The following is a 21,647-nucleotide window of genomic DNA, read 5'->3' as shown; positions in this document are numbered from 1 at the left end:
CCCCGCGGACCGGACCCGCGCCGTGATCGGATCCCGCCCGGCGTGAGGGACCGGCCCCGGCCGAAGGGGCGGCCCCGCGGACCGGACCCGCGCCGTGATCGGATCCCGCCCGGCGTGAGGGACCGGCCCCGGCCGAAGGGGCGGCCCCGCGGACCGGACCCGCGCCGCGATCACCCCGCCCGGCCCGAGGGAGCGGCCGAAGGGGTCCCGCGGATCGGGCCGCTCCGGAGGGGGTGTACCTGGGTACACCCCCTCTCGGCATTCACGTGCAGCGACCGGAGGTCCCCGTATCGGCAGAGTCGGAGGCGGGCGTGAGCGACACGTCCGGGCGGACCATGAGGAGACCGACGACATGCCGGACCACGAAAACGAACACCAGGGCTGGGCGGCGGAGGCGGGGGTGTTCCTCGCGGTCGCCTTCGTGGCGGCGGGTGCCTTCGGAGCCGCCCAGTCCACCACCGGCATCCCGCCCGAGGTGCTGCAACTGACCCAGTTCGGGCCCGCCCTGGCCGTGGCCGCCGTGGCGCTGTTCCGGCCGGGCCGGATCATGGATCGGCTCGCCGGCACCCTGCCCACCCGGACGGGCACCCGTACCGGCGTCCGCGCCCGCCGGGCAGGGGCCCTCCTACTCACCCCCGTCCTGATCATCGCCCTGTGCGCCGGCGGCGGCCTGCTCACCACCGGCTCGCTCCCCGTCACCGGCCCCCAGGCCCTCACCCACCCCCTCGCCCTGATCGTGACCGCCCAACTCCTCGGTGCCTGCGCCGAGGAGATCGGCTGGCGCTGCTACCTCCAGCCGCTGCTGCGCACCCGCTTGGGCCCGATCACCGCCTCCGTCGCGGTCGGCCTGCTCTGGGGCCTGTGGCACGTACCGGTCTTCGCACAGGAACCGGCCTACGCGGCCGGGTTCCTGCTGGCCACCACCGCGATGTCCGTGATCCTCGGCCTGGCCCTGGACGGCGTACGGAGCAACCGGCTGCTGCTCGCGGGCGGCTTCCACACCCTGATCAACCTCGGCATGCTGTACGTGACCGACGAGACGGCGGCGACGACGGCGCCGATGCTGTTCCTCGGAGCCGCCGCCCTGGTCGCGGCGGTCCCGTGGATCGCCACCGCCCGCCGGGCGCCGCACGCCGCGCCGGATAGGATCACCGTCGCAACAGCGCCCGGAACGCGCTGACATGACGGGACGACGGGTGGGCATGGCGGCGTACGGGGGCGAGCGGTCCGGCACCGGGGGAGCGCCGGCCGACATCGGCCGCTGCCAGCTGCTGTCCCTCGCCGCGTTCGCCGTGGCCGGGGCCGGCGGGCTCGTCGTCGGAGCCCTGCTCCTCCTGCCCGTCGGTGTCGGCTTCCTCCTGCTCCCGTCCGCCGCGACCGCCCTGCGCCGCATGTCCGACCGCTACCGGGCCTGGGCCGCCCGCTGGACGGGGACGGTGATCAGCCCGCCGCGGGCGCTGCCGCCCGGGCCCACGCCACCCGGCGGCGGCCCGGCCGGCCGCTACCGCCGCTCCCTCGCCGTCCTCGGCGACGCAGGCTTCTGGCACGACCTGCGCTGGGCCTGGGCGGAGCCGTGGACGGGCGCCCTGCTCGCCGCCGTGCCGCAGGCCCTCGTCGTGTACGGGATCTTCGGCGCCGCCGTCCAGCCCTTCGTCTGGCGGCTCCTGGGCGATGGCAACTGGTACGGCTTCGTCCTGGTCGACTCCACGCCGTCGATGCTCGCCGCGCTCGTGCTCGGCCTCGCGTTCATGGCCGCGGGGCTGCGTCTGGCCCCCGTGGTCCTGCGGCTCCACGCACGCTGGAGCGGGCGCCTGCTGGCCGCCCCCTACACCACCGAACTCGTCCGCCGCATCGAGCACCTCGCCGGATCCCGCGCCGACGTCCTCGACGTCCAGGCCGCCGAACTGCGGCGCATCGAACGGGACCTGCACGACGGGGCGCAGGCCCGGCTGGTCTCCTTGGGCATGACCCTGGACGAGGCCACCCGCCTCCTCGACCACGACCCGCCGGCCGCCCGCGCCCTGTTGCACGAGGTGCGGGCCACCTCCGAGCGGGCGCTCCAGGACCTGCGCGAGCTGGTCCACGGCGTACTGCCGCCCGTGCTCGCCGACCGCGGCCTCGGTGACGCGGTGCGCTCGCTGGCCCTCGACAGCCATCTCGACGTGCACGTGGAGGCGGCCCTGCCGGGCCGGCTCCCCGCCCCGGTCGAGTCCGCCGGCTACTTCGTCGTCGCCGAGCTGCTCGCCAATGCCGCCAAGCACTCCGGCGCTCCCGAGGTCCGGGTCCGCCTGTGCCACGCGGACGGCCTCCTGCGCGTCACGGTCGTCGACGGGGGCCGCGGTGGCGCGGATCCGGCCGGGAGCGGACTGCGGGGTCTGCGGCGCCGTCTGGAACCCTTCGACGGAACCCTCGTCCTGCACAGCCCGCGGGGCGGCCCGACCACCGCGACCTTGGAGATACCGTGCGCGTCGTCCTCGCCGAAGACCTCTTCCTCCTCCGGGACGGGCTGACGCGGACCCTCCAGGACCACGGCTTCGAGGTCGTCGCCGCCGTCGACAACGGCCCCGCCCTCCTCAAGAGCCTCCTCGACGACGCGCCCGACGTGGCGGTGGTCGACATCCGGCTGCCGCCCACCTTCACCGACGAAGGCCTCCAGGCGGCCCTGGCGGCACGACGGGTCCGTCCCGCGCTGCCGGTCCTCGTACTGTCCCAGTACGTCGACCAGCTCTACGCCCACGAACTGCTCGCCGGGGGTCAGGGGGCCATCGGCTACCTCCTCAAGGACCGGATCACCCGCACCACCCAGTTCGTCGACGCGGTGCGCACCGTGGCCACGGGCGGTACGGTCATGGACCCGCAGGTCATCGCACGGCTGCTGGCCCGCAGCGACGCCCGCGGCACCACCGCGGAGCTGACGGCGCGCGAGCTGGACGTACTGGGCCTCATGGCCGAAGGCCGCTCCAACGCGGCGGTGGCACAGGCCCTGTTCATCAGCGAGAGCGCGGTCGCCAAGCACACGGCGGCCATCTTCACCAAGCTGCGGATCGAACCGTCCGCGGACGACAACCGCCGCGTGCTGGCGGTCCTGGCCTACCTCAAGCGGTAGCGGGTGTCCTGCCGGTCGGGCCGGGTCGGGACGGCTCCTGGCCGGCGAGCAGGCGCCCGGAGAGCAAGCCGCGCAGGGTGTGGACGGCGGCCAGGAGCCAGGCGGTCACGAGAGCCAGGAAGAGGGCGGTGGCCAGCCAGGCGAAGGCCGTCAGGCCGGTGTGGTGGGCCAGGCCGGTGGCTCCGGTGACGCAGGTGCCGAGGGGGAAGGTCAGGGCCCACCAGGTCATCGCGAAGCCCATGCCGCCCCGGGCCGCCCGCACCAGCATGGCCGTGGCCAGGGCCAACCACAGCAGGGCGAAACCCATCACGGGGACTCCGTAGACGACGGCGAAGGCGCTCAGCGCACCCGCGTACGGGCCCTCGATCGACAGGGGGGCGACATCGGCGAGCTGGTTCACGGCGGTGGTGGACTGGCCGAGGGGGCCGAGGACCAGGAACAGGGTGGGTGTCAGGACCAGCGGCAGCGGGCCGCCCACCAGCAGCCGCCCGAAGATCAGGGGGAGCATCGACAGGGTGGCGAGCAGGCTGATGCCGAACATGGCGTAGCAGGCGAGCAGCAGGGTCTCGCGGGGCTGGCCGGCGGGCAGGTGGGGTATCAGCAGCGGGCCGACGGCGGCGGAGACCATGGGCGGCACCAGGGGGAGCAGCCAGACTGCGGTGGCCTGCTGGGGTTCGACCTTGTGGCGTACGACCATCAGGTAGGGCAGGGCCACGGCCGTGACCAGGCCGATCACGGTGCCGACGGTGAAGAGCACGGCGTCCACGGCGACGGCGGCGCCCGTCCCGATGAGGTCCTTCCCGACGACGAGGGTGCCGCCGCCGACGGCCAGCAGCGCCATCGAGAGGCAGCCGTAGAAGGGGGCGACGGCCGGGTCGAGGAGGTGGGCGCGGGCCTGGTCGCGGTGGTGGATCCAGTGCCCGGCGCGGGCCGTGAGCAGGACGGCGAGGAGCACGGCGGACAGTGCCCAGACGAGCTGGCAGGCCACGCGCTGGCCGGGGAGCTGGTACGGGAGGGTCGCGCCGGCGTTGGCGAGGATCGCCGTGCCCATGACGCAGGCGTACCAGTTGGGGCCGAGATGCCGCAGCGCGGGGGCCTTGTGGGCCCGGACTGCGGGGGTGGTGTGGGTGCGGGGTCGCACGAGGGTGGTGGCCATGGCTCCAGCCTCGCGCCGGGGCGGAAGGGGCGGCAGAGGTCATCTCCCTATGAGGTCATAAACTGACGTTATGGGTAATGAGGAGTGGGTTCCGCTGGCACACCGGGTACCGGACCTGGGCGCGCTGGAACTGCTGCTCGCGGTCGCGCGGGTCGGCAGTCTGAGCGGCGCGGCCCGCCGCCTCGGTATCACCCAGCCCGCCGCGAGCAGTCGGATCCGGGCGATGGAGACCCGGCTCGGCGTGGCCCTGGTGGACCGCTCCCCGAGGGGGTCGACGCTCACGGCCGAGGGCGCGCTCGTCACGGACTGGGCCCGACGGGTGGTGGAGGCGGCGGAGGCCTTCGACGCGGGGGCGCAGGCGCTGCGCGGCCGGCGGGACTCGCGGCTGCGGGTGGCCGCCAGCATGACCATCGCGGAGTACCTGCTGCCGGGCTGGTTGATCGCCCTGCGGGGGCAGCGCCCGGACACGGCGGTGTCCCTGCACGCCGGGAACTCGGCGGTGGTCGCCGAACGGGTCCTCGCGCACGAGGCCGACCTCGGCTTCGTGGAGGGGCTGACCGTGCCGGAGGGACTGGACTCCGCGGTGATCGCGCAGGACCGCTTGGTGGTGGCGGTGGCTCCCGGTCACCCGTGGGCGCGCCGCACCCGGGGGGTGGCGGCGGCGGAGCTGGCCTCGACCCCGCTGATCCTGCGTGAACGGGGGTCCGGCACGCGGCAGGTCCTGGACGCCGCGCTGGTCTCGGCCGGCGGGCTGGCCGCGCCGCTGCTGGAACTGGCGTCGACCACGGCGGTGAAGGCGGCGGCGCTGAGCGGTGCGGGGCCGTGCGTGCTGTCGGAGCTGGCGGTCGGGGACGAGCTGGGCGCGCGGCGGCTGGTGGAGGTCCCTGTGACGGGCGCGCCGCTCGACCGGGCCCTGCGGGCGGTCTGGCCGACGGGCTCCCGCCCGGCGGGCCCGGCCCGTGACCTGCTGTCCCTCACCCACCGCCGGATCTAGTGCGCCTGGGCCGTTCGGGCGAGGAGGGATCGATTCGGCGCGGTGGGGACGGTGACCCGGGGTGGGCGCCGCCGGAAAGGTGGCTCCTGCACGTTTGTCGCTCTCCCGAGGAGAACCAGATGCGTCTTCGCCATGCCGCCGTCGCCGCCTTCGGCGCGTTCACCCTGCTGCTCACGATCCCGACATCGGCCTCGGCCGCGGAGGGGCAGTTCCGGTACACGGTCAGCGGACTCGACGGCAGCCCGTTGCCCGTGGTGCTCGTCGACCCGCCCGGCGAGGAGTGCATCACCCTGCCGGAGGTCGCCGATCCGGATGCCAGTAGCCCGGCGCACTCGCCGCGCAACATGACCGACGCGACGGCGACGGTGTTCACCGAGCCCGGCTGCGAGGGGGACCACTTCACCCTCCGGCCCCGCACGGGCTACGGCTCGGAGCGGTTGAAGCTGCGTTCGGTCGTCTTCAGTCGCTGACGGACGGTACGCCCGCCCGGACCCCGGGAGTCCGCCGTCAGGTGGGCTCCTGGGTCGCCCGGGACTGTAGGGACTTCGTCAGGAGCGAGCCCACCACGATCAGGGCCACACCCAGCCACCACATGTTCTCGAAGATCAGCACGACGATGCCGATCGGTACGAGCAGACCCGCCAGCGGCACCAGGAAGCCGGCCCACGGTGTGGGCTCGGGGGGTAGGCCGGCGGCCTCGCGGACTCCTCGGGCGCGGGCGACGTCCGGGTACCAGACGGTGAACTTCACCGCGGCGACGATCGCCAGGATCTGGATGACCCAGCCGGTCCAGATGTTGTTCGGGTTGTGCAGGACCAGATCCCCGTAGGCTCCGGCGGCGGCCGCCACGAGGAAGGCGATGCCCCAGGCACCCGTGATCATGTAGTTGGTCCGCAGGAAGCCGCGGGTGTGCCAGAGCGACGGGTCGACCTGCTCGCGGGCGTACTGGAGGGTGAAGGGCGTCCGGACCGCCATCGAGCCGAAGGCGATCACCGCCAGCGCGATGTTGGCGACCTCGCCCGCGTACGTCTCCAGCCAGTTCAGGGTCCCCTCGCTCGCCAGGGCCCCGATCACGGCCATGGCGGCGAAGAAGGTGATGTCGGCCAGTTCGAGCAGCTTCCAGGAGCTGCCTCGGTTGACCAGGTGGGTCAGCGCGGTCAGGGCGACCGACACCGCCAGGGCCAGTCCGACCGCGAGCTCGAACCGTCCCGGGCCGACCAGCAGCGAGAAGATGATCCACGGCGCCATGCCCACGACCGGGTTCTCCAGGAACCCGGCCACCGGCCCGGACGCCGCCTTGCCGTGTGCCTCGGTGCTCACCCATCCAGCGTGCGCGCCCGACGGTCGAAGGGCCATTCGTGCGGAGGCGGAGGCGGAGGCGGGGGACGGGGGAGGGCCGGCCGCGGGCCCCGGCGCAGGGGAGGGCGCCGGAGTCCGGCGGCCGGCGGTCGGTCAGCCCACCGGTACCGCGGTACGGACGGAGGCCGCCTCGACGAGGGCGGACATCACCCGCGTGTCCGTGTCCCGCTCCGGGTGCCACTGGACGCCCAGCACCCACCGCTCGGGGTCGGGCAGTTCGATCGCCTCCACCGTGCCGTCGACCGCGTGGGCCGAGACGACCAGACCGCGGCCCAGTCGGTCGACGGCCTGGTGGTGGTAGGTCGGGACCTGGGCCTCCTCCGGAACCAGGTCCGCGTAGCGGGTGCCCGGGACCGGGCGGACCGGGTGCCAGGACATGACGCCCGGGGTGTCGACGTGCCCGTCGATGTGCTGGACGAGGGTGCCGCCGAGGGCCACGTTCAGCGCCTGCATGCCTCGGCAGATCCCGAGGACGGGCTTGTCCGCGTCCAGCGCCGCCGCGAGCAGGGCCAGCTCCCAGTGGTCGCGGACCGTGGCGGGGGCGCCCGTACGGGAGTCGCGTACGGCCCCGTAGTGCAGCGGGTCCAGGTCCGGTCCGCCCGCGACGACCAGGCCGTCCACCCGGCTCAGCACCTCCGCCGCCGACCCGGGCTCGTCCGGCGGGAGCAGCACGGCCGCGCCGCCCGCCGCTTGGACGAGTTCGTGGTACCCGGTCGGTACGAGGGATGTCGGGAGGTCCCACACGCCGTAGCGGGTGGAATCCTCGACGTAGGTGGTGATGCCGATGAGCGGCCTGGGCACGTTCGATACCTCCGGAAGGGGGTGGGGCGGACGGTGACAGGGTTTCAGTCGCGGGTCAGTTCCGCCTCGGCTTCCGCGAGAGCCGCGAACTCCTCCTCCGGGGCCGAGGCCACCAGGTGGTGCCGACTGTAGAAGGCGAAGTAGGCGAGGGCGACGGCGTACACGGCGAGCGCGATGAACGCCGCGTCCTTGTCCACCAGGAAGGTGGCGACCAGGGCCGACAGGGCGAGCGTGAAGGCCACCGAGGAGGTCAGGATCCCGCCCGGGGTGCGGTACGGGCGCTCCAGGTCCGGTTCCCGGCGGCGCAGCACGATGTGCGACAGGGCCATCAGGGCGTAGGAGATGGTGGCGCCGAACACCGCGATGTTGAGCATGCGGGCCCCGTTGCCGGTGGCCGCGGCGAGGGCGAAGCCGATGGCGCCGGGGATGACCAGACCGAGGTACGGGGCCTTGCGCTTCGAGGTGAGCGAGAGGAAGCGGGGCAGGTAGCCGGCGCGGGAGAGGGCGAAGAGCTGGCGCGAGCCCGCGTAGATGAGGGAGAAGAAGGAGGCCACCAGGCCGGCGAGGCCCGCGTAGTTCACGAAGCGGCTGAGCGCGGTCGGGCCGCCGTCCCCTTCCAGCGCCACGACCAGCGGGTTGCCCGCGGCCTTGACGGCGTCGGCGCCCTGGGCGCCGGTCGCGGCGAAGAAGGTGATCAGGGCGAGCAGCGCGAGGATGCCCATGGAGATGGAGAGGGCCTTCGGCATGGAGCGGACCGGGTCCTTGGCCTCCTCGGCCGCCAGCGGTACGCCCTCGACGCCGAGGAAGAACCACATGCCGAAGGGGAACGCGGCCCAGATGCCGAGCACGCCCAGCGGCAGCCAGGAGTTGGAGCCGAAGGCGTTCGCGTCGACGGGGATGTCGTTCAGGCCGGAGGCGTCGAACTCGGTGAAGGCCCCCACGGCGAAGATCAGCAGCGCGGCGACGGCGATCGCGGTCACGACGAGGCTGAAGCGGAGCGCCTCGCCGACGCCCCAGAGGTGGACGCCGATGAAGATGACGAAGCAGCCGAGGTAGACGGGCCAGCTGGAGGTGAGTCCGAAGAGGCCGAGGGATTCGACGTAGTCGCCGATGAAGATGACGATCGCGGCCGGGGCCAGGATGTATTCGATCAGGATGGCCGTGCCGGTGAGGAAGCCGCCCCACGGGCCGAGCGCGCGGCGGGCGAAGCCGTAGCCGCCGCCCGCGGTCGGCAGGATGGTGGACAGTTCGGCGAGTGAGAAGACCAGACAGGCGTACATCGCGCCCATGAGGACGGTGGCGATGGCGAGGCCGCCGAAGCCGCCCTTGTCGAGGCCGACGTTCCAGCCGGAGAAGTCCCCGGAGACGACATAGGCGACGCCGAGACCGGTGAGGAGCAGCCAGCCGGCGCTGCCGCGGCGCAGCGTCCGGCGCGCGAGGTACTCGTCGGGGCCGCCCCCGCCGTCGGGGGATGTGGTGGGTGCGGGTACGGCGGCGAGCCGTGCCTCGATGTCGTCGGCCATCGTGCGCTCCTGCCTCAGGGCAATGGTTGTGGGGCGTACCTTTGCCTTAGAGCGGTGGAGTGCGCAAGACCTCTGCGCTAAACAGACGTTACGAAACCCTCTCGGGCGGCCCCTCGGCGCGGCTCAGGTCAGGAAGCCCCGCAGCAGCGCCGCCGTGCCGCAGCAGTGCTCGCGCATGGTCTCCCGGGCCCGGGTCGCGTCGCCCGCCAGCACCGCCTCCACCAGCGTGCTGTGCTGCTGCTGGGAGTGCTCGAGGTTCCGTACGAGCAGGGGGATGCAGTCCAGCAGGTCGTTCACGCCGGCCCGGACGGCCGCGTACTGGGCCGTCAGGGTGGCGGACCCGGCCAGTTCGCACAGGGTGAGGTGGAAGAGCGTGTCCTGCCGGCGGTAGTCGGAGAGCGGGGCGTCGTGGGTGGCGGCCAGGGCGCCGAGCAGTCGTTCGGTGCCCTCCTCGGTCAGGCCCTGGGAGGCGCACAGTCCGGCCGCTCCCACCTCCAGGACCTCGCGGAACCGCAGGACGTCCTCGATGTCCACCCCCGCGACCCGCCGGCGCAGTTCCTCCTCGGCGCCGCCGGCGGGGGTGTCGGGGCGAGGCAGCACGAACGTTCCGCCGTAGCGCCCGCGCCGGGCCTCCACCAGTCCCTGGTCCTGCAGCACCTTCAGCACCTCGCGCAGGGTGACGCGGCTGATCCCCATCCGTTCGGCCAGCTCGCGCTCGGGTGGCAGCCGTTCGCCGCCCGGCACCAGACCCAGTCGGACCACCTGAAGGATCTGCTCCAGCGCCTCCTCGAAACCGTTGCCCGCCCGCACCTGCCGCAGTACGGGATTCAGGCGCGCGATCGCGTCGCCTTCGCTGGCCGTATCGGTCATCTCGGCTCCTCCCCTTCCCAAGCAATGGTTCTATTCAATACCTTAGGCCTCCTCGGCTCACCGAAGGAGAGATTCCAGTGGTAGACCGCAAGCCGCCGCTCGCGCCCGAGGAGCTCCGCTCCCTCGTCGCCAGCGGTGAGATCGACACAGTCGTCCTGGCCTTCCCCGACATGCAGGGGCGGCTCCAGGGCAAGCGGTTCGCCGCACAGTTCTTCCTCGACGAGGTCCTCGAGCACGGTACCGAGGGCTGCAACTACCTCCTCGCCGTCGATACCGACATGAACACCGTCGACGGGTACGAGATGTCCTCCTGGGACCGGGGCTACGGCGACTTCGCCATGCACCCCGACCTGGCCACCCTGCGCCGCATCCCCTGGAACCCCGGCAGCGCCTTCCTCCTCGCCGACCTGGCCTGGAACGACGGCTCGCCCGTGGTGGCCGCGCCCCGGCAGATCCTGCGCCGCCAGCTGGAACGACTCGCCGAGGCCGGCTACACCGCGATGGTCGGCACCGAGCTGGAGTTCATGGTCTTCCAGGACACCTACGAACAAGCCTGGAACTCCGGCTACCGCGATCTGACACCGGCCAACCAGTACAACATCGACTACTCCGTCCTCGGGACCGGCCGCATCGAACCCCTGCTGCGCCGGATCCGCAACGAGATGCAGGCCGCGGGCCTGATCGTCGAGTCGGCCAAGGGGGAGTGCAACCTCGGCCAGCACGAGATCGCCTTCCGCTACGACGAAGCACTCACCACCTGCGACCAGCACTCCGTCTACAAGACCGGAGCCAAGGAGATCGCCTCCCAGGAAGGTGTCTCGCTCACCTTCATGGCGAAGTTCGACGAGCGCGAGGGCAACTCCTGTCATATCCACCTCTCGCTGGCCGACGCCGACGGACACAACGCGATGGCCGGGGACGGTCCGGGCGGAATGTCACCGGTGATGCGACACTTCCTGGCCGGCCAGCTGGCCGCGCTGCGCGACTTCTCCCTTCTCTACGCCCCCAACATCAATTCGTACAAGCGTTTCCGGCCGGGATCCTTCGCGCCGACCGCCGTCGCCTGGGGCGTGGACAACCGGACCTGCGCCCTCCGAGTGGTCGGCCACGGCCGCTCCATGCGCTTCGAGAACCGCCTCCCCGGCGGCGACGTCAACCCGTACCTCGCCGTCGCCGGCCTGGTCGCGGCCGGGCTCTACGGCATCGAGAACCGCCTGGAGCTCCCCGAGGCCTGCGGCGGGAACGCGTACACCTCCGAGTACGCCCACGTCCCCGCCACCCTGCGCGAGGCCGCCGAGCTCTGGGAGAACAGCGAGATCGCCAAGGCCGCCTTCGGCCCCGACGTGGTGGCGCACTACCGGAACATGGCCCGCGTGGAACTCGACGCCTACGACTCCGCGGTGACCGACTGGGAGCTGCGCCGCTCCTTCGAACGCCTGTAGCCACCGCACACCATCGAACGAAACTGTGAGGCACCACGTGTCCGATGAGCCGGCCCCCTTCGAACTACGAGTGTTGAATCCGGCCACCGAGGAAACCGTCGCCATCGTCCCGGCCGCCACACGGGACGATGTCGACGCCGCCGTCGCCCGGGCCGCCGCGGCCCAGCGCGCCTGGGCGACGGCCGCCCCCGCCGACCGGGCCCGGCTGCTGCGCCGCTTCGCCGCGGTCGTCGACGGCCACCTCGAGGAACTGGCCCAGCTGGAGGTCCGCGAAGCCGGCCACACCATCGGCAACGCCCGCTGGGAAGCCGGCAACGTACGCGACCTCCTCGACTTCGCCGCCGGGGGAGTGGAACGGCTCTCCGGCCGCCAGATCCCCGTCGCCGGCGGCATCGACATCACCTTCCTCGAACCCCTCGGCGTCATCGGTGTGATCGCCCCGTGGAACTTCCCCATGCCGATCGCCGCCTGGGGCCTGGCCCCCGCCCTCGCCGCCGGCAACGCCGTCATCCTCAAGCCCGCCGAGACCACCCCGCTGACCGCACTGCGCCTCGCCGAACTCGCCCTCGAGGCCGGGATCCCCGAACACCTCTTCCAGGTGCTCCCCGGCCGCGGCGACGTCGCCGGAGACGCGCTCGTCGAACACCCCGGGGTCGCGAAGATCGTCTTCACCGGGTCCACCCGCGTCGGCAAGCAGATCATGGCCAAGTGCGCCGACCGCGTGAAACGGGTCACCCTCGAACTCGGCGGCAAGAGCCCCAACATCGTCTTCGCCGACGCCGACCTCGAAGCGGCGGCGGCCGCCGCCCCCATGGCCTTCCTCGACAACACCGGCCAGGACTGCTGCGCCCGCACCCGGATCCTCGTGCAGCGCTCCGCCTACGACCGCTTCCTGGAGCTCGTCGCCCCCGGCATCGCGGCCGTGACCGTGGGCGACCCGCTCGACGAGAAGACGCAGATGGGCCCGCTGATCTCACGGACCCAGCTGGACCGCGTACGGTCCTTCGTCACCGACGACCTCACCGCGATCCGCGGCACCGCCCCCGAAGGCCCCGGCTTCTGGTACCCGCCCACCCTCGTCACGGACGTCGCCCCCACCGCGCCCGTGGCCGCCGAGGAGGTCTTCGGGCCGGTCGCCGTCGTCCTGCCCTTCGAGGACGAGGAGGACGCCGTACGCCTCGCCAACGCGACCGAGTACGGCCTCTCCGGCTCCCTCTGGACCCGCGACATCGGGCGGGCGCTGCGCGTCTCGCGCGCCGTCGCCGCCGGCAACCTGTCCGTCAACTCCCACAGCAGCGTCCGCTACTGGACCCCCTTCGGCGGCTACAAGCAGTCCGGACTCGGCCGCGAGCTCGGACCCGACGCCCTCACCGCTTTCACCGAGACCAAGAACGTCTTCATCAGCACGGAGGCCTGAAGCACATGTCCAACGAAGAGATCGTCTGTCGCCGCCTGGTCGGCCGTACCGCCGTCATCACCGGAGCCGGCAGCGGCATCGGCCTCGCCACCGCCCGCCGCCTGGCCTCCGAGGGCGCCAACATCGTCTGCGCCGACATCGACGAGACCGCCGGCAAGGCCGCGGCCGAGGAGGTCGGCGGCACCTTCGTCAAGGTCGACGTCACCAGCCCCGAGGAGGTCGAGGCGCTCTTCAAGACCGCCTTCGACACCTACGGCTCCGTGGACATCGCCTTCAACAACGCGGGCATCTCGCCCCCGGACGACGACTCCATCCTGACCACCGGCCTGGAGGCCTGGAAGCGCGTCCAGGACGTCAACCTCACCTCCGTCTACCTGTGCTGCAAGGCCGCCCTGCCCTACATGCAGCGCCAGGGCCGCGGCTCCATCATCAACACCGCCTCCTTCGTCGCCATCATGGGCGCCGCCACCTCCCAGATCTCCTACACCGCCTCCAAGGGCGGCGTACTCGCCATGTCCCGCGAGCTCGGCGTGCAGTTCGCCCGCGAGGGCATCCGCGTCAACGCCCTGTGCCCCGGACCCGTGAACACCCCGCTGCTGCAGGAACTGTTCGCCAAGGACCCCGAGCGCGCGGCCCGCCGCCTCGTCCACATCCCGCTGGGCCGCTTCGCCGAGCCCACCGAGATCGCCGCCGCCGTCGCCTTCCTCGCCAGCGACGACTCCTCCTTCATCAACGCCACCGACTTCCTCGTCGACGGCGGCATCTCCGGCGCGTACGTGACCCCGCTCTAGGCCCCGCCGCCCCCGCATCCCGGCCGGCCGGGCACCACGAGGTGCCCGGCCGGTCCCTTCGGGCTGTCCCGATCCTCGAAGGAGCAGCATGCGCAGAACATGGGCAGCACCCCTCGCACTCGTCGCGGTCACCGGATCCGGCCTCCTGGCGGCCCCACCGGCCGAGGCCGCCCACCCACCCTGCCCCCGGGTCACCATCGGCTCCGGCTGGTACGGGGACAACCAGGCCCGCCTCCAGCAGCTGATCGACCGGTACGGCAGCTGCGGCCCGTACCGGACCGGCCGCACCAAGCCCGTCGCCGTCTTCGACTGGGACAACACCGTCGTCAAGAACGACGTCGGCGACGCCACCATGTTCTGGCTCCTGCGCAACGGCCGGATCCGCCTACCCGCCGCCGGTGACTGGTCCACCACCAGCCGCCACCTCACCCCCGCCGCCACGAAGGCCCTGGCCGACGCCTGCACCGGCCTCGCCCGCCCCGGCGCCCCGCTGCCCACCGGAACCCCCGCCGGAGCGGCCTGCGCCGACGAGATCAACGCCGTCTACGGCACCGCCGCGACCCGCGCCGGAGCCCCCGCCTTCACCGGCTGGGACCGCCGCACCACCGAGCCCTCCTACGCCTGGCTGGCCCAGCTGATGCGGGGCTGGACCGCCCGGGAGATCCGCGGCTTCGCCGCCGCCGCCCGCGCCGAGAACCTCGCCGCGCCCGTCGGCGCCACCCAGCGGGTCGGCAGCACGACCACCGCCACCGGCTGGGTCCGCTACTACGATCAGCAGAAGGACCTGATCAAGAAACTCCGCACGGCCGGCTTCGACGTCTGGATCAGCTCCGCCTCCCCGCAGCCCGTGGTCGAGGTCTGGGCCCAAGGCGTCGGCATCGAGGCCGACCACGTCATCGGCATCCGCAACACCACCACGTACGACGGCACGTTCACCGCCCACCTCCAGGGCTGCGGATCCGTCCGGGACGGCGCCGACACGATGATCACCTACATCGACGGCAAGCGCTGCTGGATCAACAAGGAGATCTTCGGCGTACGCGGCGCGGCCGCCGAGCAGATCCGGCCCGCCGCCCACCGCCAGGTGTTCGCCGCCGGTGACTCCGACACCGACATCTCCTTCCTGCGCGACGCCACCGCCCTACGGCTCGTGGTGAACCGCAACAAGAACGAGCTGATGTGCCGGGCGTACGACAACGGCGACGGCCGCTGGATCGTCAACCCCATGTTCATCGAGCCCAAGAAGCGCAAGACCGACCCCTACCCGTGCGCGACGACCGGCTACGTCGACCACGACGGCACCAAGGGCCCGGTCCTGCGCGGCGACCGCAGCGTCGTCCCGGACCAGGCCGACTCCGTGTACTAGAGGAAGGTGCGCCCCTCGCCGCGGTAGGTCGGGACGCTCTCGGTGACCCGATCCCCCTCGATCAGGTGCAAGGTGTCGAACCGCTCGCACAGTTCGCCCGCCTTCGCGTGCCGGAACCAGACCCGGTCGCCGATCAGCAGATCGTCGGCCGGGCTCCCCAGCAGCGGGGTCTGCACCTCGCCCGCGCCCTCCTGGGGGTCGTAGCGCAGCCCCTGGGGCAGGTACGGCACCGGAAGCCGATCGACCCCGGCCGCGCCGGAGGCCGGATAACCACCGCCGAGCACCGTCACCACCCCCACCCCGGGCCTGCGCACCACGGGCTGCGCGAACAGGGCCGCCGGACGCCCGCTGAACGACGTGTAGTTGTCGAACAGCCGGGGCAGGTACAGGCCCGAGCCCGCCGCGATCTCGGTCACCGCGTCCTCGGCGGCCGTCTGCTGCACGCTGCCGGTACCGCCGCCGTTGACGAACTCCAGATCCGGGACGACGGCCCGCACGGCCCGCACCACCTCGGCCCGCCGCGCCGCCAGCTCCTTGCGGGCCGCACCCTGCATCAGCCGGATCGTCCGGGACCGCAGCGGGCGACCCGCCAGCGAGTCCCCGACCCCGGCGACATGCCCCTCGTACGCCATCAGCCCCACGACCCGGAACCCGGGCCTGGCGGCCACCGCCCGGGCCAGCTCGGCCAGTTGCGCGGGCTCGCGCAGCGGAGACCGGCGCGCCCCGATCCGTACCCGGCCGCCGAACAGCCGCAGAGCCGTGTCCAGCTCCAGACAGACCCGGATCTCCTCGGCGCCGCCGTCCCGGGCCGCGTCGATCAGATCCAGCTGCGCGAGGTCGTCCACCATCACGGTGACCGCGCCGGCGAGCTTGGCGTCGCTCGCGAGCTCGCCGAAGCCGGCCCGATCGGCGGAAGGATAGGCGAGGAGCACGTCCTCGAACCCGGACCGGGCCAGCCAGAGCGACTCGGCGAGCGTGTACGACATGATTCCGGCGAATCCGGGGCGGGCGAGGACCCGTTCCAGGAGCGCACGGCACCGGACCGACTTGCTCGCGACCCGGACCGGCTTGCCGGCGGCGCGGCGGACGAGATCGTCGGCGTTGGCGTCGAAGGCGTCGAGATCCACGATGGCCAGCGGCGCGTCCAGGTGCGCGGTCGCCCGGTCGTACCGGGCGCGGTCGGTGGCGGCGGAGTTCATGGGCGGCAGCTTGCCAGAGGTCTCTACCGGTGGGTAGATCCCCGGCGCTACCTCCGGGGGCCGGCGCGGCTCAAGGACCGGGGCTCCGCGCCTCGATCGCCGGCGAGGCTGGGGGAGGGCGCGACGAGGCTGGGGAGGGCGCGGCGAGGGCTGTGGGGGGTGGGTGAGGGCCAAGGATCGGGGCTCTGCCCCGGACCCCGCGCCTCGATCGCCGGCGAGGCTGAGAGCGGGCGCGGCCGGGCTGGAAGAGAGAGCGGCGAGGGCCGCATGCGGTGTCGTCGGGGGTGTTGGGGACGGGGTGGGGTGTTGGTCGGGGCGTAGAACGTGATGTGTTGGCGCGCAGGGGCTCGCACAGGGCCGACCGAGCCGAGGCGCCATAAATCATGCAGTCCCGGCCAACACCCCACCCCGTTCCCGGCACCCACCCCGCCTGTTCCCCCGACGGCCCGCGCCCGCGCCACGGCCCCCGCCCCACCCCGCCTCGTCGACGCCGTAGAGTACGGGCAGGCAGCCGTACGGAACGGGGGGCGGAGCCGCCGGATGACCACGACGACACCGCGGACCGAGATCCTGGGCGAGCCCGAACCGCCACAGCCCGCGCACGCGGGCCCGCGCCCCCGCCGCCACCCCGTACGGGTCCTCGCCGCCACGCTCTGCGTCCTCCTCGGCAGCGGCCTCGTCGGCGGGGCCGCCCTCACCACCTGGGCCGAACACCGTGCCGCCGATCGCCCCCTCCCCGCCGACGCCGCCTACCGCGAGGCCGGGTCGCTGTGGCGCGCCGCCCCCGTCGACAGCCTGTTCCCGCCCGTCCTGACCGGCCCCTCCGCCGGCCCCGGCGGCTCCGACCGCACCTGGACCCGCGTCGCGCTCGCCCCCGACGCCGACTGCTCGGCCGGCCTCGCCGCCGACTGGCAGGCCCTGCTGGCCCCCGCCGGCTGCACCCGCGTGCTGCGCGCCACCTACACCGACGCCACCCGCAGCTCCCTGATCACCGTCGGCATGGTCTTCACCCCCGCCGACGCCCCCACGATGACCGCCCTCAAGGACCGCATCCCCGCCCCGCCCGCGTACGGGTTCGCCGACGCGCAGCGCGCCGCCTGGGCCACCGTCGTACCCCCCGAGGCGCCCGTCGTCGTCTACACCGTCTCCGCCTTCGCCGACGGCCGCCGCCTGGACGCACCCCGCCCCGCCGAGGACCTGATGAAGAAGGACGCCACCGGAGCCGCCGCCCAGGCGGGCCTCGGCCACGAGGCCCGGGCGCTCGCCGACCGCGTCGGCCACGGCCTCGCCTTCCTCGCCGCGCCCCCCGCGCCCTCCAAGGCTCCGACACCGTCCGCGCCCTCCCACCCCGCACCCGCCCCGGAGCCCACCCGATGATCCGCCGGGCCTCCGGGCAGGCGGCCGCCGCGCTGCTCGCCGCGACCCTCCTGGTGTCCGCCACCACGACCCCCGCCGCCGCCGACAACATCCGCGACCGCCAGTGGGGTCTGCTGACCCTGCGCGCCGAGGAGGCCTGGGGCACGACTCGCGGCGCCGGAGTGACCGTCGCCGTCCTCGACACCGGCGTCGACGAATCCCATCCCGACCTCTCCGGCCAGGTCCTCGCCGGCACCGATCTCATCGGCATGGGCGCCGGACCCGGCGACCGCGCCTGGGCCCGGCACGGAACCGCCATGGCGAGCATCATCGCCGGGCACGGCCACGGACCCAGCCGCGGCCAGGGTGTCCTCGGGATCGCCCCGCAGGCCCGGATCCTGCCCGTCCGGGTGATCCTCGAAGAGGGCGACCCGGGCCGTGCCAAGGCCCGCGACAGCAAGGGCGGTGCCCTCGCCGAGGGCATCCGCTGGGCCGCGGACCACGGCGCCGACGTGATCAACCTGTCGCTCGGCGACGACAGCGACTCCGCCCACCACGAGGCGGGGGAGGACGAGGCCGTCCAGTACGCCCTGGCCAAGGGCGTGGTCGTGGTGGCCTCCGCGGGCAACGGCGGCGAGGCGGGCGACCGCGTCTCCTACCCGGCCGCCTATCCGGGGGTCATCGCCGTCACCGCCGTCGACCGGCGGGGCAGGAAGGCCAAGTTCTCCACCCGCAACTGGTACGCGACCGTGGCCGCCCCCGGCGTGGACGTCGTCATCGCCGACCCCGACCGCTCCTACTACGAGGGCTGGGGCACCAGCGCCGCGGCCGCCTTCGTCTCCGGCACGGTGGCCCTCGTCCTGGCCGCGCACCCGGACCTGACGCCGGCCCAGGTGAAGAAGCTGCTGGAGGCGACCGCCTCCGACTCCCCGGCCGGTGGCCGCGACGACGCCCGCGGGCACGGTCTGGTCGATCCCGTCGCCGCCCTCCAGGCCGCGGACGAGCTGCGCCCGGAGGCCCTGGTGCCCGCGCCCGCCGCGGCCGGGAGCACCTACTTCGGCCCGGGCCCCGAACCGGTCCGCCCGTCCGAGCGCGGCGCCCGCCTGCGGGCCCCGGCGGCGGCCGTCGCCGGGGCGGTGCTGCTCGTACTGGCCGCCGTGCTGGCCCGGCGCCCGCGCCGCGGCACCCGGGGCCGCGGCCAGGACCCGTACCCGGCACAGTAGGGTCGGGTAACTGTGGCGAACATGGCGAACAAGAACATTCCCGACCCGGGCTTCTCCGACGACGACGGCTCCGCCGATCCCCGGCTGACCGCGGCCCTGGCCGCCTGGTCCGAGGACCGGGCGAAGGAGCCGGAGGTGCTGGCCGCGCTCAAGGGCGCCCGCCTGCTCGTCCCGGTGGTCGCCGTCCTCGGCGAGGTGGAGACCGACCCGGAGACGGGCCTCAAGCGCGAGAAGACCAGTGACATGGCCGTCCCGACCCTGCGGGCGGGTGACCGGCGGGCCCTGCCCGCCTTCACCTCGATCGCCTCGCTCGCGCTGTGGGACCCCGCGGCCCGGCCGGTGGCCGTCCCGCTGCACCAGGCGCTGGCGGCGGCCGCGCACGAGAAGGCCGACACCGTCGTCCTGGACCTGGCCGGCCCCGTCACCTACCAGCTGACCGGATCCGCGCTGCTCGCCCTCGCCGAGGGCCGCACCGACGCGGGCCCCTTGGCCGACCCCGCCGTACGGGAGGCCGTACGGGAGGCCGTGTCCGCCGAGCCGGCCGTGCTGCGCGCCCACCTCGTGGCGGGCGGCGCCGACTCCGACGGCACCCTGGCGATCGTGCTGGCCGAGGGCGCGCAGGCACCCGCTGCGGCCCGGCGCGTCGCCGAGGCGCTGGCGGCGGACACCACCCTGCGGGCCCGGCTGGTCCGGGGCCTGGACCTGGCGCTGCTGCCGTCGGAGGCTCCGGCCCCGCCCGGCGAGCCGCTGTTCACCCGCTGACCGGAGGAGTCCCGTGAGCGATCTGCCGGACCGGATGCGCCTGGCCGTTCCCGAGTACCGGATCGATGCGACCGCGCAGGAGTGCATGGGGGCGATTCTGCAGTTCGTCGAGGCGGTGACCTTCGCGGAACCCGACGAGCTGCTCGTGGCGCTCCGCCAGGTGATCGCCGAGAACTGGATCGGTCTGCCGCCGTACGCCCGCAACCTCGCCTACCGCTTGGTCTGCCTGCAGCGCCCGGACGACGCGGCCCTGCTGCGCGAGGCCGCCCACGACCTCCTCGCCTTCGGCCCCGACTGGGACGAGGAGGCCGAGGAGCTGCTGCGCCGGGCCGACCTGCTCGATCCGACGCCCTGACCGGACGGGGCCGCGCGGCCCCCGGACACGACTTCGGCCGGCGCACCCCCGTGGGGTGCGCCGGCCGTCATCGTGTGTCTTCGCGGTCGGACTCAGCCGAAGACGGGACCCGTGAACTTCTCGCCCGGCCCCTGGCCCGGCTCGTCCGGGACGATCGAGGCCTCGCGGAAGGCCAGCTGGAGCGACTTCAGGCCGTCGCGCAGCGGGGCGGCGTGGAAGGAGCTGATCTCGGTGGCGCTCGCGGTGACCAGGCCGGCCAGGGCCGTGATCAGCTTGCGGGCCTCGTCGAGGTCCTTGTGTTCGGAGTCCGGCTTGTCCAGGCCCAGGTTGACCGCCGCGGCGCTCAGCAGGTGCACGGCCACCGTGGTGATCACCTCGACGGCGGGCACGTCCGCGATGTCGCGGGTCATGGTGTCGTAGTCGGGGGCGCCGTCGGCAGTGGGTTCGGTGGGGGGTGTCGCGTCAGTCATGCGCCCCACGATATGCCGTGCGGCGGGCTTGCGGCGCGGGTGCTAGTATGTACTTCGACCGGCCGGACACTTATGTGCCCGGCCCACAAGTGGAGGCTCCGTTCTCCCACCTGACTGCCCTCCGGGGCGGCGGGTCACCGGTCAGGCGGCATCCATCGTTCCGTACGGACGATGGAAAGCTGCCCGAGTCTACGCCCCGCGGTTCGCACGCGGCGGTGTTCCGGTTGTTTTGGAGCCCCTGCCTGTGCCCGGCGGGGCTTTTTTCATTCTCCGCCGCGGTAGGTCTGACGGAAATACACGTCAGCGGCTGTCTGCCAGACAGTCGTGTGGTGCTACCGAGGAGGATCCATCAGCACCGAGCCCCGCATCAACGACCGGATTCGCGTTCCCGAGGTACGGCTTGTCGGTCCCAGCGGCGAGCAGGTCGGCATCGTGCCGCTTGCCAAGGCGCTCGAGCTCGCGCAGGAGTACGACCTCGACCTGGTCGAGGTCGCGGCGTCCGCACGCCCGCCGGTCTGCAAGCTCATGGACTACGGCAAGTTCAAGTACGAGTCGGCCATGAAGGCCCGTGAGGCGCGCAAGAACCAGGCGCACACGGTCATCAAGGAAATGAAGCTCCGGCCGAAGATCGACCCGCACGACTATGACACCAAGAAGGGTCACGTCGTTCGGTTCCTCAAGCAGGGCGACAAGGTCAAGATCACGATCATGTTCCGTGGTCGCGAGCAGTCCCGGCCGGAACTCGGCTACCGACTGCTGCAGCGCCTCGCATCGGACGTCGAGGACCTCGGGTTCATCGAGTCGAACCCGAAGCAGGACGGCCGAAACATGATCATGGTCCTCGGTCCGCACAAGAAGAAGACCGAGGCGATGGCCGAAGCCCGCGAGGCGCAGGCCGCCCGCAAGGCCGAGCGCCAGGGTGTCGCCCTCGCCGACGACGAGGCTGCTTCCGAGGAAGCCGCAGTCGAGGTCGAGGACACCACCGAGGTCGCCTCCGCCGAGGCCACCGAGGCCGCTGCCGAAGAGGCTCCGGCCGACGAGGCGAACGCCGAGGCCTGATTCCAGGACGCCCGTCCCGGATCACCCGACACAATATGACGCTCCCGTAAGCCGGTCCCGTACCGGACCGGTGGGAGCGCCACCGACGAGGAGATAACGGCGCCATGCCGAAGAACAAGACGCACAGCGGTACCAAGAAGCGTTTCAAGGTCACCGGCTCCGGCAAGGTGCTCCGCGAGCGCGCCGGCAAGCGCCACCTGCTCGAGGGCAAGTCGTCCCGTGTCACCCGCCGCCTGACCGGCAACGCGGAGATGGCTCCCGGCGACGCCGCGAAGATCAAGAAGCTTCTCGGCATCTGACGTCGCCGCTCCCGCTACCGGGAGCGGACGCACGTCGAGACCGGGACCCCATCGAATTTCGGGCCGTGTGAAGACACCCGCGGCCCCGCTACAAGGAGT

The 21,647-nt window shown here is 73.0% G+C and carries 22 protein-coding genes; 15 read left to right on the top strand and 7 right to left on the bottom strand.

The window, feature by feature from the left end; all coding sequences use genetic code 11:
* Positions 1–352 precede the first annotated feature (352 nt).
* From ACGFYY_RS15225 to ACGFYY_RS15215, 3 genes are read left to right on the top strand one after another with little or no spacing between them, the layout of a single operon-like run.
* The gene (locus tag ACGFYY_RS15225; RefSeq protein ID WP_393709538.1) at positions 353–1,180 is read left to right on the top strand and encodes a CPBP family intramembrane glutamic endopeptidase; all 828 of its coding nucleotides are present in this window, start codon (positions 353–355) and stop codon (positions 1,178–1,180) included.
* A 1-nt stretch (position 1,181) separates the two neighbouring features.
* A complete protein-coding gene (locus ACGFYY_RS15220) occupies positions 1,182–2,510 on the top strand; it encodes a histidine kinase (protein ID WP_393709536.1) in 1,329 nt (442 codons plus the stop codon).
* Positions 2,462–3,106 carry a response regulator transcription factor gene (locus ACGFYY_RS15215; protein ID WP_365267942.1) on the top strand — a complete coding sequence of 215 codons (645 nt, stop codon included), beginning with the start codon at positions 2,462–2,464 and terminating at the stop codon, positions 3,104–3,106. Before ACGFYY_RS15220 ends, ACGFYY_RS15215 begins: the two co-directional genes overlap by 49 nt.
* Here the strand turns inward: ACGFYY_RS15215 and ACGFYY_RS15210 are convergent.
* Positions 3,096–4,262 carry a TDT family transporter gene (locus ACGFYY_RS15210; protein WP_393709534.1) on the bottom strand — a complete coding sequence of 389 codons (1,167 nt, stop codon included), beginning with the start codon at positions 4,260–4,262 and terminating at the stop codon, positions 3,096–3,098. The two genes, ACGFYY_RS15215 and ACGFYY_RS15210, sit on opposite strands and share 11 nt — an antisense overlap.
* Positions 4,263–4,332: 70 nt before the next feature.
* Here ACGFYY_RS15210 and ACGFYY_RS15205 point away from each other — a divergent pair, with 70 nt between their 5' ends.
* On the top strand, positions 4,333–5,256 hold the full coding sequence (locus tag ACGFYY_RS15205) for a LysR family transcriptional regulator (protein ID WP_365267946.1): 924 nt from the start codon (positions 4,333–4,335) through the stop codon (positions 5,254–5,256).
* Positions 5,257–5,375: 119 nt separating this feature from the next.
* Positions 5,376–5,726: a hypothetical protein gene (locus ACGFYY_RS15200; RefSeq protein WP_365267948.1), complete on the top strand. Its 351-nt coding sequence runs from the start codon at positions 5,376–5,378 to the stop codon at positions 5,724–5,726.
* 37 nt (positions 5,727–5,763) lie between these two features.
* Here ACGFYY_RS15200 and ACGFYY_RS15195 read toward each other — a convergent pair whose 3' ends face one another.
* The 4 genes from ACGFYY_RS15195 to ACGFYY_RS15180 all read right to left on the bottom strand — a co-directional run bounded on the left by ACGFYY_RS15195 (position 5,764) and on the right by ACGFYY_RS15180 (position 9,809).
* Positions 5,764–6,576, bottom strand: a complete 813-nt coding sequence (locus tag ACGFYY_RS15195; RefSeq protein ID WP_365267949.1) for a hypothetical protein — start codon at positions 6,574–6,576, stop codon at positions 5,764–5,766.
* A gap of 132 nt (positions 6,577–6,708) precedes the next feature.
* Entirely contained in the window at positions 6,709–7,416 is a 708-nt protein-coding gene (locus tag ACGFYY_RS15190) for a gamma-glutamyl-gamma-aminobutyrate hydrolase family protein (RefSeq protein WP_393709531.1), read from the bottom strand.
* Positions 7,417–7,460: 44 nt separating this feature from the next.
* Positions 7,461–8,939 carry an ethanolamine permease gene (eat, locus tag ACGFYY_RS15185; RefSeq protein ID WP_365267953.1) on the bottom strand — a complete coding sequence of 493 codons (1,479 nt, stop codon included), beginning with the start codon at positions 8,937–8,939 and terminating at the stop codon, positions 7,461–7,463.
* 123 nt (positions 8,940–9,062) lie between these two features.
* On the bottom strand, positions 9,063–9,809 hold the full coding sequence (locus ACGFYY_RS15180) for a FadR/GntR family transcriptional regulator (protein WP_393709528.1): 747 nt from the start codon (positions 9,807–9,809) through the stop codon (positions 9,063–9,065).
* 77 nt (positions 9,810–9,886) lie between these two features.
* Here ACGFYY_RS15180 and ACGFYY_RS15175 point away from each other — a divergent pair, with 77 nt between their 5' ends.
* From ACGFYY_RS15175 to ACGFYY_RS15160, 4 genes are all read left to right on the top strand, one after another.
* Positions 9,887–11,251: a glutamine synthetase family protein gene (locus ACGFYY_RS15175; RefSeq protein ID WP_365267956.1), complete on the top strand. Its 1,365-nt coding sequence runs from the start codon at positions 9,887–9,889 to the stop codon at positions 11,249–11,251.
* 37 nt (positions 11,252–11,288) lie between these two features.
* Positions 11,289–12,668 carry an aldehyde dehydrogenase family protein gene (locus tag ACGFYY_RS15170; protein WP_393709526.1) on the top strand — a complete coding sequence of 460 codons (1,380 nt, stop codon included), beginning with the start codon at positions 11,289–11,291 and terminating at the stop codon, positions 12,666–12,668.
* Positions 12,669–12,673: 5 nt separating this feature from the next.
* The gene (locus tag ACGFYY_RS15165; protein WP_030765496.1) at positions 12,674–13,459 is read left to right on the top strand and encodes a 3-oxoacyl-ACP reductase; all 786 of its coding nucleotides are present in this window, start codon (positions 12,674–12,676) and stop codon (positions 13,457–13,459) included.
* 88 nt (positions 13,460–13,547) lie between these two features.
* Positions 13,548–14,825: a haloacid dehalogenase-like hydrolase gene (locus ACGFYY_RS15160; RefSeq protein ID WP_393709523.1), complete on the top strand. Its 1,278-nt coding sequence runs from the start codon at positions 13,548–13,550 to the stop codon at positions 14,823–14,825.
* On the opposite strand, the gene ACGFYY_RS15155 is transcribed toward ACGFYY_RS15160, so the two are convergent.
* Entirely contained in the window at positions 14,822–16,024 is a 1,203-nt protein-coding gene (locus ACGFYY_RS15155; protein ID WP_365267961.1) for an amino acid deaminase/aldolase, read from the bottom strand. The genes ACGFYY_RS15160 and ACGFYY_RS15155 overlap by 4 nt on opposite strands.
* Positions 16,025–16,564: 540 nt before the next feature.
* On the opposite strand from ACGFYY_RS15155, the gene ACGFYY_RS15150 reads away from it, so the two are divergent.
* From ACGFYY_RS15150 to ACGFYY_RS15135, 4 genes are read left to right on the top strand one after another with little or no spacing between them, the layout of a single operon-like run.
* Entirely contained in the window at positions 16,565–17,401 is an 837-nt protein-coding gene (locus ACGFYY_RS15150) for a hypothetical protein (RefSeq protein ID WP_393709521.1), read from the top strand.
* Positions 17,398–18,603 carry a type VII secretion-associated serine protease mycosin gene (mycP, locus tag ACGFYY_RS15145; protein ID WP_393709519.1) on the top strand — a complete coding sequence of 402 codons (1,206 nt, stop codon included), beginning with the start codon at positions 17,398–17,400 and terminating at the stop codon, positions 18,601–18,603. Before ACGFYY_RS15150 ends, mycP begins: the two co-directional genes overlap by 4 nt.
* A 21-nt stretch (positions 18,604–18,624) precedes the next feature.
* Positions 18,625–19,365 carry an SseB family protein gene (locus ACGFYY_RS15140; protein ID WP_393709517.1) on the top strand — a complete coding sequence of 247 codons (741 nt, stop codon included), beginning with the start codon at positions 18,625–18,627 and terminating at the stop codon, positions 19,363–19,365.
* Between the two features lie 13 nt (positions 19,366–19,378).
* Positions 19,379–19,720, top strand: a complete 342-nt coding sequence (locus ACGFYY_RS15135) for a hypothetical protein (RefSeq protein ID WP_393709515.1) — start codon at positions 19,379–19,381, stop codon at positions 19,718–19,720.
* 92 nt (positions 19,721–19,812) lie between these two features.
* Here ACGFYY_RS15135 and ACGFYY_RS15130 read toward each other — a convergent pair whose 3' ends face one another.
* On the bottom strand, positions 19,813–20,190 hold the full coding sequence (locus ACGFYY_RS15130) for a DUF1844 domain-containing protein (protein WP_030012387.1): 378 nt from the start codon (positions 20,188–20,190) through the stop codon (positions 19,813–19,815).
* A gap of 324 nt (positions 20,191–20,514) precedes the next feature.
* Between ACGFYY_RS15130 and infC the strand changes: the two genes are divergently transcribed.
* Positions 20,515–21,249 (top strand): translation initiation factor IF-3, encoded by a 735-nt coding sequence (gene infC, locus ACGFYY_RS15125; RefSeq protein ID WP_365267970.1) that lies wholly within the window; start codon positions 20,515–20,517, stop codon positions 21,247–21,249.
* 104 nt (positions 21,250–21,353) lie between these two features.
* Positions 21,354–21,548, top strand: a complete 195-nt coding sequence (gene rpmI, locus ACGFYY_RS15120; RefSeq protein WP_365267972.1) for a 50S ribosomal protein L35 — start codon at positions 21,354–21,356, stop codon at positions 21,546–21,548.
* Positions 21,549–21,647: the final 99 nt, after the last annotated feature.

Origin of the sequence: Streptomyces sp. NPDC048331 (assembly GCF_043201215.1) — a bacterium.
Lineage (GTDB): Bacteria > Actinomycetota > Actinomycetes > Streptomycetales > Streptomycetaceae > Streptomyces.
Note: the sequence above shows the minus strand (reverse complement) of the source record. Positions and strands in the feature narration are given on the sequence as shown.